Here is a 12,534-nt window from a genome sequence, read left to right on the forward strand (position 1 = left end):
GCGCGTTCACCGCGAGGACGGGCACCCTGTCCCGGATGCGGCACTGACGCTGATCGATCCACGCGGACACCAGGTTTCGCGTGCGACCGGCGACAGCGGCGGTGCGTACACCATCGAGGCGCCCGCGCCGGGCGCCTATGTCCTGATCGTCTCGGCGAACCGGCATCAACCGGCCGCGGTGAACGTCACCGCCGTGGACGGCGCGCAGCGTATCGACCTCACGCTGCGGGGATCGGGCGAATTGTCCGGCGTGGTACGCACATCCGTGCGCGAGCCGGTGGCCGGGGCCACGGTCACGGTGACCGATCTGCGGGGCGAGGTGGTCGGTGCCGCCGTATCGGCGGCCGACGGCGAATACGCCTGCCACGGCGTCGTGGCGGGAACCTACACCCTCGTGGCGGTCGCCGCGGGGGTGCGGCCCACCGCGACGACGCTGACCGTGCCGGACAGCGGTCGCCTGCGTTTCGACGTCGAGCTGGCGCCCATGGCGATGCTGTCGGGAACGGTGCGCGCCGACGGCGGATCGGTGTACGACGCCGAGGTCACCGTGCTCGACCGGTCCGGCGCGGCCGTCGGTACCGCCCGCACCGATATGGATGGCCGCTACGCGGTGGCCGACCTGCCCGAGGGCGAGTACACGGTGGTGGCTCGCGGTTATCCACCGGTCACCGGGCGGGTGACCGTCATCGGCGGCGAGATCGACCACGACGTGCGGCTGGGCTTCGACGCCGAGGAGCACGCGGGGCTGTCGTGAGCCGACCGATCAGCTCACCAGCGTCAGGAACTCCTCGAGGCTGATCCGCTCGTCGCCGTTCAGATCGGTCCGCGCCAGGATCGCGAGCGCGGATTCCTTGGCCGACTCGGATGAGAATCCGTACGCCTCGACGGCTTTGGCGTACTCCTCGAGGGTGATGTAGCCGTCGCCGCTGACATCGACCTTCTCGAAGACCGCCTTCGCCTCCGCCACGGTGAACGCGCCCACGACCCCACTCCTTCACTCTGCTGCAACCGAACCGGCCACAGGAGTATCGCACCCCCGCCGCGCCGGAACTCCTCCGGCCGGCAACGGTGTGATTGGACCGGGCCGAAGCGGGTAGTACGGGCGCAACACCGGCGGTCACGCACGACGATCTAGGGAGGTGCCCCATGACCGGACCCGGTACCCAAGGTGAGCCCGCGGCCTGGCGGGAGAACGACGAGCGGCGGCCGTCCGGCGGCGGTCGCGCCTACGGCGGTGTGGGCCTGAGGGCCGGATTCGGCATCCCGGGGATCGCCTTGGTCGTCCTGGGCGTGGTCGGTGTCGCGCTGATCCTGGCGGCGTACCCGTGGACCGTGGCGGTCGGCGCGGTCTGCGCCGTCTGCTCGGTCACCGGACTGACCTGGCTGCTGATCGCGCGGCGGCGCACGCGGGACGATTCCACATGACCACCGGGGCGGCGAACGCGCTGACCCGCCGTCACCGCGGCGCGGGCGTGGCCGCGTCGACTTCCTGATAGACGGGCAGCCGCACCTGCAGACCGGCGGCTTCCACCAGGCGGACGACGGCCGGTTGGGACCCGGCCAGGCGCAGGTCGATGCAGTGGCGGCGACACCGGTCGGCCTCGTCCGCGATCACCGCCAGAGCCCGGCAGCTGAGGAATTCCAACCGATCGGTGTCGATGACGAGCGGGCCCGGGGGATCGGTCGTGTCGGCGGCCTCGCGCAGCAGATGTTTCCACGTCAGCAGCGTGTAGGCATCGGCCGTGCCGCGCGGGTAGACGATCGTGGCCCGGCCCCGGCGCCGGGTGGTGGCGTGCAGTCTGGCCCGGGCGTCGGGTGGTTCGTGCGTGAACGGGACAGTCGTGCGTGGGCGGGTCAGGAAGTTGTCGACAGTAGTGCGCATGGTGCGCTCCCGTTTGTCGCGGCGCTCGGTTCCGCCGAGCAGCGGGAGCCGATCCCGTGGGTCTCGAGATCGACCCGTACAGCCTTCGTATCATGGACACGCCGGTTCCGTACAGGGGGTGCCGGTCACAAGTCGAGGGCGTGCTCCGGTTGGCAGACATGTACCTCCGTTCGCGTTTCGCCGGAGCGGATTTCGGCCCCAAAATAGAACGTGTTCCTATACGGTCGGGTGCGTGCAGAAAGAACAACGCCCCGCCGTGGCCGACTGGTTCACCGCGGACGACGGCGCGGTACGTCTCGTGGGGAGCCGCTGCGACGTGTGCGGCACACCGTATTTCCCGCGGAACATCCTCGCCTGCCGCAACCCGCGGTGCGCGAGCCCGAAGGACGGCTCCGAGCTGGCCGAGTACCTGTTCTCGACGCGGGGCCGGATCTGGTCGTACGCGGACGCCCGGTACAAGCCGCCCCCGCCCTATGTCTCGCCCGATCCCTTCGAGCCGTATGTCGTCGCGGCGGTCGAGCTCGAGGTCGAGCAGATGGTGATTCTCGGGCAGGTGGTGCGCGGCCTCACGGTCGACGATCTGGCCGTCGGCATGCCGGTCGAACTGACCCTCGGTGTGCTCTACGAGGACGAGGAAGCCGAGCACACGGTGTGGATGTGGAGGCCCGTCGATGCCTGACGCGAACGAACGCGATATCGCCGTCCTCGGTGCGGGCATGCACCAATGGGGTAAGTGGGGGCGCAATTTCGTCGAGTACGGGTTGGTCGCGGCGCGGGCGGCGCTGGCCGACGCCGGGGTGGACCACCGCGACGTCGGCTACATCGCCGGGGCGGACACGATCCGCAACGGCTACCCCGGCTTCGTCTCCGGCGCCACCTTCGCCCAGGCGCTCGGCTGGTCGGGGGCGCGGATCTCGAGCAGCTACGCCGCCTGCGCCTCGGGCGCACAGGCCATCGCCAATGCGCGCGCCCAGATCCTGGCCGGGCTGACCGACGTCGCGCTGGTCGTCGGGGCGGACGCCACCCCGAAGGGCTTTTTCCAACCGGTCGGCGGTGAACGCCGCGACGATCCGGACTGGCTGCGCTTCCATCTGCTCGGCGCCACCAACCCGATCTATTTCGCGCTGTACGCCCGCCGCCGGATGGCGCTGCACGGCGCCACGCTGGACGATTTCGCCGCGGTCAAGGTGAAGAACGCCAGGCACGGGCTGAACAATCCGTACGCCCGCTACCGCAAGGAGGTGTCGGCGGAGGAGGTCGCGGCGTCGGCGATCGTGTCGGATCCGTTGCGGCTGTTGGACATCTGCGCGACCAGTGACGGCGGCGCGGCCCTGGTGCTGACGTCGACGGAGTACGCGAAACGCCGCGGCGTCGCCGATCCGGTGCGCATCCGGGCGCTGTCGACGGTCACTCCGACATTCCCGAAAACCGTGCTCGATCTCCCGGACTTCGCGACCGATTCCGCCGTGGCGGTCGAGGCGCCGCCGCGCGTATTCCGTTCCGCCATCGCGCATGCCGCGTACGAGGAGGCCGGAATCGGACCCGCCGACCTGTCCTTCGCGGAGGTCTACGACCTGTCCACCGCGCTGGAGCTGGACTGGTACGAGGACATCGGGCTCTGTGAGACAGGCGGCGCGGAGGAGCTGTTGCGCAGCGGCGCGACGACTGTGGGTGGCCGCGTGCCGGTGAACCCGAGCGGCGGCCTGGCGTGTTTCGGCGAGGCGATCCCCGCGCAGGCGATCGCGCAGATCTGCGAACTCACCTGGCAGCTGCGCGGGCAGGCCGAGGGGCGCCAGGTCGACGGCGCCCGTGCGGGTATCGCCGTGAACCAGGGTCTGTTCGGGCATGGTTCGGCGGTGATCGCCACCCGCTGACCCGGGCCGTGAATCTGCAATGTTGCACGCGGCACCCTCCCAGCTTCTCGGGTCGATGCCCCTGGTCACGGCGCCTGCGCACGCCGCCGTACCGCTACGGCCGGAGTGCGGGCTGATCGACGGCCCACAGCCACGACCCGTCCGGTTGGCGGCGGGCGACCTCGGCGGTTATCTCGCCGGTGGTCAGGGTGGATGCCGTCAATGCCAGGTCGCCGCTCACCAGCGCGGGGTGCTGCCGTCCCGGCTCGAGTACCGGTGCGGCCGCGACGAACTGCTCGTACACCTTGCGGATCTCCGCGTGCCCGGTCGCGAGGTTGCCCGGCGGGAACTCCAGCACGGCGTCCGGCTCGTACAGCGCCACCAGCCCGTCGACATCACCCGCGTTGGCGCATTCGATGAAGAATCGGGCGAGGTCGTTCGGGTCGGTGGCCGCTTTCTTGTTTGTCATGCCGACAAGCCTCGCAGCGAATCATGACATCTTGTGTCATGTATTCGGATAGGATTTTCGTATGCGTGCCGACCGCTTGGTCTCGCTGGTGTTGCTGCTGCGTCGGCACGGTCGGATGTCCGCCACCGCGCTGGCCCGTGAGCTGGAGGTGTCCACCCGCACCGTGCTGCGCGATATCGAGGCGCTGTCGGCGGCGGGTGTCCCGGTCTATGCCGACCGCGGTCGGCACGGCGGTTTCGCCCTGCTCCCCGGTTTCCAGACCGAGCTCACCGGGCTGAATCACGACGAGGCCCTGGCCCTGGTGGTGGCCGGATCACGGCGCGGCGCACGGGAATTCGGGCTCGGGTCGGCGCTCACTTCGGCCATGCGCAAGATGGTCGATGCGCTGCCCGAGGGCCATCGGATCACCGCGACGGGCGCGGCCCAGCGTCTGCTCATCGACCCGGAGACCGATCTGCTCGCGCGTCGTCAGGTTGCCGAGGAGGTGCCCGACGCCGTCGTGGCCGAGGTCCGGAGCGCGGTGTTCGCCGGGCACAAGCTGCGCATCCATTACGCGGCGGTGAACCAGGACCCGAAGTGGCGCACGGTGGATCCGATCGGCCTGGTCACCGTGCGCGGCCAGGGCTACCTGCTGGCCACGAGGTCCGGCGCCGACCGCACCTATCGGCTGTCCCGGATCGCGGCGGCCGAGGAACTTCCCGATCCCGCGCAGCGCCCGGAGCGGGTCGATCTGGACCGGGCGTGGCAGGAACGCAGCGCCCGATTCCGCAGCGGCGGCGACCAGGTCGCCGTGCTCGTACGGATACACCCGGCGCAGCGGGAGGAACTGGTCGGCACCGCGCTGGCCGTTCGCGCCGAAGTCGCCGACACGGATCACTGGCTGCGACTGGAGGCGACCTTCCAGGACTCGAGACATGCCGAATGGGCGCTCTGGCAACTAGGTACGAACGCGGAAGTCCTCGAGCCCCAGTGGTTGCGCGCGGCCCTGCACGACCGCGCCGCCGCCCTCGCGACCCGATACCGACCACCTTCCTAGGCGCAGCCGCTCTCGTCCGCAGCGGATTCACCCGACGACTTCACCAACTCGCCCCCCGCCGAACCGGTGACCGGGATGGCCTCCGTCGTCCACACCACCACGCTGACCCGGCCCGGTGAGAACGAAACCGCCACTGCCGCAAGCTCTTCCCAGAGCGCGGGGGCATGTGCGGCTGTCTCGCATCTCATTATCGAGCGGGCCGGAGCCGACGAACGCCCTACTCCGGCGCTTGGAAGCCGCCGATCTTCTCCTCGAGCAGTTCGGCCAGCCACAGCGGGGTGCGGTCCTCGAACATCGGGCCGATGAGCTGGACCCCCACCGGCAGGCCCGCCTGGGAACGGCTCGCCGGTATCGCGGTGGCGGGCAGGCCGGGCAAGGTGGCCACACCGGCCCAGACGAGCTGGTCGAAATACGGGTATTCGACGCCGTCGATGTCGATGCGCCGGTCCTGCAGACCTCCGTCGTGGTCGTGCGGGAAAGCGGGGGTGGGGGTGATGGGGCACACCACGGCATCGAATTCGGCGAAGAGCTGCCGCCAGTCGTGGCGGTGGAGTTCGCGTGCGTTGCTCGCCTCGACCCAGTCGCGGTGGCTGAGCACCATGCCGCGCAGCCGCGCCGCATCCAGGCTCCGGTCGTCGGCGTGCAGGGCGGCGGCGCGGGTCCGCAGCTGTTCGTACACGTCGACGGGAAGACCGGCGGTGGCGTTGGACAGCATGAGCAGCATGTAGAGCGACGCGGCCGCGGTGAGATCGGGCAGCAGCGGACTGTGCCGTTCGACGCGGGCGCCCGCGTCGGCGAGCGCCGCGGCGACCCGATGCACGCCCGCCCGCACCGCCGACCCGGTCGGAATGATCGGATGGTCCTCGATGACCAGAACTCGGAAGTCCGACAGCCGCTCGTGGCGCGCGGGCGGCAGCGCGAGGTCGTAGGCGATGCCGTGGGTCAGCGGGTCCGGCCCGGCCATCACGTCGAGCAGCAGCGCGAGGTCGCGGGCGGTGCGCGCCATCGGTCCGACGACGGCGAGGTCGAGGTCGATCGGCAGCGCCTGCGCGGGCGGCGCGACCATGCCGCGGGTGGGCGCCAGCCCGAGGGTCGGCTTGTGCGCGTAGACACCGCAGAAGTGGGCGGGCGTGCGCAGCGAACCGGCGAGGTCGGAGCCCAGCGACAGCGCGCCGAACCCGGATGCCAGGGCCGCTGCCGATCCGCCGGAGGAACCGCCCGGGGTGCGGTCGTGATCCCACGGGTTGTTGGTGGTGCCGTAGATCTCGTTGAAGCTCTGGATATCTCGCAGGGTCACCGGCACATTGGTCTTACCGAGCACCACGGCGCCCGCGGTCTCGAGCCGCGACACCTGCACCGCGTCCTCGGCGGGTATGAAATCCGCGTGCTGCGGCATGCCCCAGGTCGTGGGCAGTCCGGCGATGTTGTAGGACTCCTTGACCGTCACCGGAACGCCGAGCAGCGGCCGGTCCTCGCCGCGGGCGCGCATACCGTCGGCGCGGCGCGCCGCGGCCCGGGCACGGTCGAAGGTCCGCACGCAGATCGCGTTGATCGCCTTGTCGTCGCGTTCGATACGAGCGATCGCCTCCTCGGTCAGTTCCACCGCGGTCACCGCACCGGCATGCATCGCGGTCGAAAGCTCTTCGGCCGATCGAAAACTCCATTCCATGAATTCGACCGTATCGGCGTGCCGCGAGGGCCATAAAATGTCGCTCGGCGCAACGGGAAAGTCGAACGGGATAGATGTCTCACACCGCCGGGCCGCTGGCGCCGGCCGGTCGCGACCGACAGCATGATGGTGGGATGGACGAGCGGACGAGCGCATGCGCGCATTGCTGATACTGATCGTCGTGCTGGCGATCGCGCTGGTCGCGGGCGACCGCGTCGCCGTCGTGCTGGCGCAGAACGAGATAGGCCGCAAGATCGCCGCCGACTACCATCTCCCGAACCGGCCGGACGTCGACATCGGCGGATTTCCCTTCCTGACCCAGGCCGTCGACGGCCACTACCGTGAGGTCTACATCCGCGTCGGCGACTGGAGCGGGGAGAACCTCTCGGTCCACGACCTCGACGTCACCCTGACCGATGTGTCCGCGCCGCTGGGCGACCTGCTCCAGAACCGCACGGCGAACCTCGTCGCCGCCACCGCGACGGCGACAGCGGTCGTTCCCTACGACACCGTGCGGGGCTTCGCGCCACCGGAGGTGGAGTCGATCTCCCACGGCCCGAACGGTTTACGGGTCACCGGGACATTCTCGGTGGAGGGCGTCCCCGTGCCCGCGACGGTGGACGTGACGGTCGCGCCGACCGACGACGGCATCGAGGTCACACCGGTCGCGGCCCAGCCCGCGACCGGCGGACCGACCATCTCCCTGGCGATGCTGCGCAGCACCCTCACCTTCACGGTGCCGCTGCGGCGCCTGCCGCTGGGTGCCCGGCTGACGGCCATCCGACCGGAACCGGACGGCCTCCATGCCACCGCCGTGGCCCACGACGCGCGCTTCTCCGACCTTGCGCAGCAACAGAATTAGGCGGCGAGCGGTCGCGACACGTCGTTGACGGTGGCGCCGCCTCCCGTCACGGATAATGTGGCGCTGTGCACAGCGAGCGCCCCTGGCTCGCGCCATCCAGGACGGTCAGCGGAAGGGCACGGAGTGGGAGGGAAGGATTCTCGAGGTCAAGGGGATCGCGGCGGTCAGGGCCAGGGTGGCGAGACCGGCGACGACGAAGGATCCGGCGATGGCGAAGATCGTCACGGCGAAGGTCAGACAGGTGATGACAGCCAGGATCGCGGTCCCCGACTCCACCCCGAGTATCAGCTTCGGGGGATGCGGCATCGCGTCCATACTTGGGAGTACCCACATCGCGGTCCGGCGAACCAGACAATCGGCGCGTTGTCAGAAGTCCGTCATCAGCATGAACGCGACCGGTCGAGTCCGGCGGGTCAGGCCTTGGTGGCGACGATCAGGACGTTCTTGCCGAAGAGCCTGCTCGTGACGGTCTGGAGGGCCTTGCTCAGCGGGAAGACGAGCCGGTCGTAGAGTTTCAGGGCGCCGGGGTTGATCGTGCCGTCGCTGCGGCCGAAGAGTTTGTAGGCCAGGGTCGCGAAGAAGCCGATCGGATCGCAGTAGCGCGATTCGACGATCAGCAGGCCCGATTTGCGGAGCATGTGCTCGAGTTGGGCGCGGCGGTAGCGCCGGTAGTGCCCCACCCTCACGTCCATGGCCGAGAACAGCACCTCGAGCGCGGGCACGTAGACGATCAGCGTGCCGCCGGGGCGCAGCAGCGATACCAGCCGCTGTGACGCCTCCTGATCGTTCTCGATGTGCTCGAGCACGTTGAACGTATAGATGACCCCGTACCGCTCGGATTCGGACGACGCGGACTCGTCGACGAGGTGGTAACCCTTCGACCGCAGCGCGGACCGCAGGGTGGGATCCGGCTCCAGGCAGTCGGGGACGATGTGCCGCGCGGCCAGTAGGTCGGCGTAGGTTCCCGAACCGGCACCGAAGTCGAGCACCCGCAGGCCCGGCGCCGTCACGTGCTTCTCGACGGTATCGACCAGGAACCTGTTGTAGTTGACGGCCTCGGCCATCGCTTCGAGGTTGGAACACCCCGTATAGGCAAACCCGCTGCTGGTCACGATGTCGCCCCTATCGCTCGGTGCAATGGTGGCTCTCCGCACCGTCAATATGCCACAGCGTATGCCGAAAGTTTGCTACATGCCATCGGCGCGCCGCGGCTACACGCTCCGGCCGACTCCCGCCGCGATCGGCTGCTGGATGCCGGATTCGGGCGGGCAGCGGTCGAACCAGGGGCGGGCCGTTTCGATCTCGGCGGCGAGTTGGAGCAGCAGGTATTCGCTGCCGGAGGGGCCGACGAACTGGGTGCCCAGGGGCAGCCCGGCGGTGGTCCAGTGCGTGGGCACGCTCATCGCGGGGCGGCCGGTGATATTGGCCAGCTGGGTGAAGGGGACCGCGGCGAGGTTGGCGGTGACCAGATTGCGGTAGAAATCGGTGCGGGACAGCACTTTCCCGGCGCCGAACTGCAGGAAGGGCGGCAGCACGGTATCGGCCAGCGCGGGGGTGCGGTTCTGGCCGATGCGCAGCGGAGGGGCCGCCAGGGTCGGGGTGAGCAGCAGGTCGTAGGCGCCGTGGAACTCCGCCAGCGCGCGGGTGTAGTCGTTCCAGCGCGCGTGGGCCAGGACGAGTTCGGGCGCCGGGAGCGCGCGGCCCACCGCCGCCAGGACCTGGGTATCGATATCGAAATCCGTTGGCGACGAACGTGTCAGGCGGCAGGCGCGGTCCAGTTCGGCGGCGGCCGAGGCGGTCCAGACGGTCATGAAGTCCAGCGCCAGCCGGCGGCCGTCGATGCCGAGGGTGGCGGGTTCCACGGTGTGGCCCAGGGATTCGAGCAAGGCGGCGGCGTCCTCGACCGCCCGGACCGCCTCGGGATCGACCGCGGTGCGCTGCGGGGAATCGCTGGTGAAGCCGATGCGCAGGCGTCGCGGCGGTTCGGTGACGGCGTCGCGGAACGGCCGGTCGGGACGCGACACCGTGTAGGGCGCACCGGGATCCGGCTGGGTGAGGATGTCGAGCATGGCCGCGGTGTCGCGGACGCTGCGCGACAGCACGCCCGGTGTCGCGGCGCCGAAGAGCGGATCGCCGACGTCGGGACCGCTGGGGACCAGGCCGCGCCCGGGCTTCAGGCCGAACAGGCCGGTGCAGGCGGCGGGGATGCGGATGGAGCCACCGCCGTCGCTGGCGCCCGCCATGGGGACGACGCCCGCGGCGACGGCCGCCGCCGAACCGCCCGACGAGCCGCCCGGGGTGCGGGTGGTGTCCCATGGGTTGCGCGTCGCGCCGAAGGTCCTGGTCTCGGTGATCGCCTTGCTGCCGAACTCGGGCGTCGTGGTCTTGCCGAAGATCACCAGACCGGCGTCCAGCCAGCGCTGCACCACGGTGCTGTGGCGGGCGGCTCGGACCGAGCGCAGCGGGCCCGTACCGGCGGAGGTCGGATATCCGGCGTAGTCCTGGCCGAGATCCTTGAGCAGGAACGGCACACCGGCGAGGGGGCCGCGGGGACCGGCTCGCCGGGCGAGTTCCTCTCCGTTGCGCTCCATCAGCAGGCTCACCGCGTTGATCGCCGGATCGACCTTCGCGCAGCGGTCGAGCGCGAGCCGCAGCAGGTCCGCCGGGTGCACGTCGCCCCGGGCGACGAGCTCCGCCAGACCGACCGCGTCGTACCCGCGGTATTCGTCGTACCTCATCGTCGTCTCCTCGTCGCGGGACACCCGGCCGCCTCCGAGGATAGCCGTACCACTCGGTTACGCAACCGCTCGGTCCGAGTACCATAATCCCGCTGTGACGACCCGTTATGCTCCTGCGATGACCGAGCGGAACGGCGAGACCAAGCCGGATGGTCGCGCGCTGCGGTTCCAGCACCGCCGCCCGGAACTGCTCGCCGCCGCGACCGAGTACGTCCTCGACAACGGCGTGCGCGAGTTGTCGCTGCGGCCGGTGGCGCGGGCGCTCGGCGTCAGCCACGCCACGCTGATCCGGCACTTCGCGACCAAGGACGCGCTCGTCACCGAGGTGCTGGAGCGAATCCGCGCCGACTTCGAGCAGCATCTGCTCGGTGCGGAGCTGCAGGCCGTCGAGTCGCCCGCCGAACTGCTGCGCGCCACGTGGCGGCACCTGTGCCGCCCGCGCGAACAGCGTCAGTTCCTGGTGCTGTTCGAACTGGTCGCCACCGCCGCGCGCACACCCGACCACGTGGGATCGCGGCTGGTCGTCGACTGGCTGACGGTGATCGAACGCGAACTCGCGAGATTCGACTGGCCGACGGAAACGCGATCGCGGACGGCGACATTCATCCTCGCGCAGGTTCGCGGGCTGCAGCTCGACCTGATCACGACGGGTGACCGCGCCCGCGTGGACGAGGCGTTCGAGGCGGCCGTGGCCTTCCTCGTGCACCAGCGTGACACCGCCGGTGGATAGAACCGCGGCGGCGCGGTCGAACAGGATGTCGGTGTCTGCCGCCACGTACGGGAGGGTCCGGGATGTCCGATACGGTGCCGGGCGTCGATTACCATTCGGTAATCGATCCTTCGCGGATGCCGGAACGATTCGGTTCGCCGACACGAGCGAGGGGCGAGGATCGGGAGAGTTGTTGTGGTGCAGCGATACACGCCGGAGGTCGAGGCGGACCTCGCGGCGATGCGTGAAGAGTACGAGTCGTTGTTGCGTGGCGGTCGGCGGTGGTCGTTGCGCCGCCTGTTCAGCATGCCGGGGAGTGATATCGCCGACTATTGCAGGGACTTCCGGCCGAACCGGTTCGGCGCGCAGGCATGCGAGGAGGTGGAGCGTTTCTGCCGCGGTCACGGGATCTGGCTCGAGTCCGGCGGGGCCCACTACAACAGCATGACTCCGTACCTGCATCCCAATACCGTCACCGCCGAGCGGATGACGACCATCGGGATCTTCAACGCGATTCTGTTCTGGCTCAACGACCGTGTCGGCCGGGAGAAGTTCGCGCACCTGTCGGCGACCGAGCAGGAGCAGGCCCACATACTGGTGGACCGATTATGCCGGATGCTCGACACGCGGTTCGCGACGGACGGTCTCGGCCCCGTGGAGGCGGCGACGGCCGAGCTGCTGACCACGCTGCGCAAGCACGCCGACCCGGTGTGGCTCGAACGATTTCTCGCCGCGACGGCCGACCATCTGCGCCCCGCGATCCGGGATCAGAACGCCCGCGCGCGCCACGCGCTGCTGAGCGTGGAGGACTACATCGACCTGCGGGTTCATGTGTCGGGCATGTATCCGGCGATCGCGCTGTGCGAGTTCGCCCGCGACGACTACCTGCCGTGGGATCGGCTCGACGGCTCCGAACTGGGCGACGACCTGCGGCGGCTCCGGCGACTCACGGCCGAACTCGGCGCGCTGATGAACGACATGTTCTCTTTCGAGAAGGAATGCATCGCCGATCGAGCCGATTTCAATCTGATCCCGGTCTGCCTGCTGAGTGCCCCCGACGCCACCCTCGTCGACGCCGTGCACCAGGCGGCGCAGGTCGTGCGCGATCGGATGACGCGGTTCCACCGAGTCCGCTCGGCGCTCGACCGCCACTGCGCGGCGCTCGGTGACGCGACGCTGGCCGAGTCGATAGCCGCACATGCCGATGACCTGGACGGGTGCCTGCAGGCGACCTGGGTGTGGCAGTGCACAACCCGGCGCTACAAAGGTTTGTCGATCTTCACTGAAAACTGGATAGACTGACTGTTCCCAGCCTG

General features: G+C 69.7%; 15 protein-coding genes and 1 pseudogene. 8 read left to right on the forward strand and 8 right to left on the reverse strand.

Annotated features, from left to right (window positions below):
- Window position 1: 1 nt before the first annotated feature.
- A pseudogene (locus ACYVLQ_RS02730) lies at window positions 2-754 on the forward strand (MSCRAMM family protein); the annotation flags it as partial.
- 9 nt (window positions 755-763) lie between these two features.
- Here ACYVLQ_RS02730 and ACYVLQ_RS02735 read toward each other — a convergent pair.
- The gene (locus ACYVLQ_RS02735; RefSeq protein WP_460695759.1) at window positions 764-982 is read right to left on the reverse strand and encodes an EF-hand domain-containing protein; all 219 of its coding nucleotides are present in this window, start codon (window positions 980-982) and stop codon (window positions 764-766) included.
- Between the two features lie 164 nt (window positions 983-1,146).
- Between ACYVLQ_RS02735 and ACYVLQ_RS02740 the strand changes: the two genes are divergently transcribed.
- Window positions 1,147-1,425 (forward strand): hypothetical protein, encoded by a 279-nt coding sequence (locus ACYVLQ_RS02740; protein WP_460695760.1) that lies wholly within the window; start codon window positions 1,147-1,149, stop codon window positions 1,423-1,425.
- 31 nt (window positions 1,426-1,456) lie between these two features.
- Here ACYVLQ_RS02740 and ACYVLQ_RS02745 read toward each other — a convergent pair whose 3' ends face one another.
- Window positions 1,457-1,882: an anti-sigma factor antagonist gene (locus tag ACYVLQ_RS02745; protein WP_460695761.1), complete on the reverse strand. Its 426-nt coding sequence runs from the start codon at window positions 1,880-1,882 to the stop codon at window positions 1,457-1,459.
- A gap of 232 nt (window positions 1,883-2,114) precedes the next feature.
- Between ACYVLQ_RS02745 and ACYVLQ_RS02750 the strand changes: the two genes are divergently transcribed.
- Together ACYVLQ_RS02750 and ACYVLQ_RS02755 are read left to right on the forward strand one after the other, a co-directional pair.
- Entirely contained in the window at window positions 2,115-2,561 is a 447-nt protein-coding gene (locus ACYVLQ_RS02750) for a Zn-ribbon domain-containing OB-fold protein (RefSeq protein ID WP_460695762.1), read from the forward strand.
- Window positions 2,554-3,756, forward strand: coding sequence for a lipid-transfer protein (locus ACYVLQ_RS02755; protein ID WP_460695763.1), 1,203 nt, complete (start codon window positions 2,554-2,556; stop codon window positions 3,754-3,756). The genes ACYVLQ_RS02750 and ACYVLQ_RS02755 overlap by 8 nt, the downstream gene beginning before the upstream one ends.
- Before the next feature lie 94 nt (window positions 3,757-3,850).
- On the opposite strand, the gene ACYVLQ_RS02760 is transcribed toward ACYVLQ_RS02755, so the two are convergent.
- A complete protein-coding gene (locus ACYVLQ_RS02760; protein ID WP_460695764.1) occupies window positions 3,851-4,204 on the reverse strand; it encodes a YybH family protein in 354 nt (117 codons plus the stop codon).
- Window positions 4,205-4,265: 61 nt separating this feature from the next.
- Between ACYVLQ_RS02760 and ACYVLQ_RS02765 the strand changes: the two genes are divergently transcribed.
- Window positions 4,266-5,240 (forward strand): helix-turn-helix transcriptional regulator, encoded by a 975-nt coding sequence (locus ACYVLQ_RS02765; RefSeq protein ID WP_460695765.1) that lies wholly within the window; start codon window positions 4,266-4,268, stop codon window positions 5,238-5,240.
- Here the strand turns inward: ACYVLQ_RS02765 and ACYVLQ_RS02770 are convergent.
- Both ACYVLQ_RS02770 and ACYVLQ_RS02775 read right to left on the reverse strand, forming a co-directional pair.
- Window positions 5,237-5,374 carry a hypothetical protein gene (locus tag ACYVLQ_RS02770; protein ID WP_460695766.1) on the reverse strand — a complete coding sequence of 46 codons (138 nt, stop codon included), beginning with the start codon at window positions 5,372-5,374 and terminating at the stop codon, window positions 5,237-5,239. The genes ACYVLQ_RS02765 and ACYVLQ_RS02770 overlap by 4 nt on opposite strands.
- Before the next feature lie 83 nt (window positions 5,375-5,457).
- Window positions 5,458-6,909, reverse strand: coding sequence for an amidase (locus ACYVLQ_RS02775; RefSeq protein WP_460695767.1), 1,452 nt, complete (start codon window positions 6,907-6,909; stop codon window positions 5,458-5,460).
- Between the two features lie 154 nt (window positions 6,910-7,063).
- Here ACYVLQ_RS02775 and ACYVLQ_RS02780 point away from each other — a divergent pair, with 154 nt between their 5' ends.
- Window positions 7,064-7,771, forward strand: coding sequence for an LmeA family phospholipid-binding protein (locus ACYVLQ_RS02780; RefSeq protein WP_460695768.1), 708 nt, complete (start codon window positions 7,064-7,066; stop codon window positions 7,769-7,771).
- A gap of 105 nt (window positions 7,772-7,876) precedes the next feature.
- Here the strand turns inward: ACYVLQ_RS02780 and ACYVLQ_RS02785 are convergent, their stop codons facing one another.
- The 3 genes from ACYVLQ_RS02785 to ACYVLQ_RS02795 form a co-directional block, all read right to left on the reverse strand.
- Window positions 7,877-8,077, reverse strand: coding sequence for a hypothetical protein (locus ACYVLQ_RS02785; protein WP_460695769.1), 201 nt, complete (start codon window positions 8,075-8,077; stop codon window positions 7,877-7,879).
- 107 nt (window positions 8,078-8,184) lie between these two features.
- A complete protein-coding gene (locus ACYVLQ_RS02790; protein ID WP_460695770.1) occupies window positions 8,185-8,835 on the reverse strand; it encodes a class I SAM-dependent methyltransferase in 651 nt (216 codons plus the stop codon).
- 147 nt (window positions 8,836-8,982) lie between these two features.
- Window positions 8,983-10,509, reverse strand: a complete 1,527-nt coding sequence (locus ACYVLQ_RS02795) for an amidase (RefSeq protein ID WP_460695771.1) — start codon at window positions 10,507-10,509, stop codon at window positions 8,983-8,985.
- A gap of 118 nt (window positions 10,510-10,627) precedes the next feature.
- On the opposite strand from ACYVLQ_RS02795, the gene ACYVLQ_RS02800 reads away from it, so the two are divergent.
- Together ACYVLQ_RS02800 and ACYVLQ_RS02805 are read left to right on the forward strand one after the other, a co-directional pair.
- Window positions 10,628-11,239: a TetR/AcrR family transcriptional regulator gene (locus ACYVLQ_RS02800; RefSeq protein WP_460695772.1), complete on the forward strand. Its 612-nt coding sequence runs from the start codon at window positions 10,628-10,630 to the stop codon at window positions 11,237-11,239.
- Between the two features lie 177 nt (window positions 11,240-11,416).
- Window positions 11,417-12,520 carry a terpene synthase family protein gene (locus tag ACYVLQ_RS02805; protein WP_460695773.1) on the forward strand — a complete coding sequence of 368 codons (1,104 nt, stop codon included), beginning with the start codon at window positions 11,417-11,419 and terminating at the stop codon, window positions 12,518-12,520.
- Window positions 12,521-12,534: the final 14 nt, after the last annotated feature.

This window comes from Nocardia thraciensis (assembly GCF_054782435.1).

What these genes read in the sequence shown, in the direction of transcription:
- ACYVLQ_RS02740 (WP_460695760.1), top strand. Translation starts at nt 1,147, where the DNA reads ATGACCGGACCCGGTACCCAAGGTGAGCCCGCGGCCTGGCGGGAGAAC.
- ACYVLQ_RS02745 (WP_460695761.1), bottom strand. Translation starts at nt 1,882, where the DNA reads ATGCGCACTACTGTCGACAACTTCCTGACCCGCCCACGCACGACTGTC.
- ACYVLQ_RS02755 (WP_460695763.1), top strand. Translation starts at nt 2,554, where the DNA reads ATGCCTGACGCGAACGAACGCGATATCGCCGTCCTCGGTGCGGGCATG.
- ACYVLQ_RS02760 (WP_460695764.1), bottom strand. Translation starts at nt 4,204, where the DNA reads ATGACAAACAAGAAAGCGGCCACCGACCCGAACGACCTCGCCCGATTC.
- ACYVLQ_RS02765 (WP_460695765.1), top strand. Translation starts at nt 4,266, where the DNA reads ATGCGTGCCGACCGCTTGGTCTCGCTGGTGTTGCTGCTGCGTCGGCAC.
- ACYVLQ_RS02775 (WP_460695767.1), bottom strand. Translation starts at nt 6,909, where the DNA reads ATGGAATGGAGTTTTCGATCGGCCGAAGAGCTTTCGACCGCGATGCAT.
- ACYVLQ_RS02780 (WP_460695768.1), top strand. Translation starts at nt 7,064, where the DNA reads ATGCGCGCATTGCTGATACTGATCGTCGTGCTGGCGATCGCGCTGGTC.
- ACYVLQ_RS02785 (WP_460695769.1), bottom strand. Translation starts at nt 8,077, where the DNA reads ATGCCGCATCCCCCGAAGCTGATACTCGGGGTGGAGTCGGGGACCGCG.
- ACYVLQ_RS02790 (WP_460695770.1), bottom strand. Translation starts at nt 8,835, where the DNA reads ATGGCCGAGGCCGTCAACTACAACAGGTTCCTGGTCGATACCGTCGAG.
- ACYVLQ_RS02795 (WP_460695771.1), bottom strand. Translation starts at nt 10,509, where the DNA reads ATGAGGTACGACGAATACCGCGGGTACGACGCGGTCGGTCTGGCGGAG.
- ACYVLQ_RS02800 (WP_460695772.1), top strand. Translation starts at nt 10,628, where the DNA reads ATGACCGAGCGGAACGGCGAGACCAAGCCGGATGGTCGCGCGCTGCGG.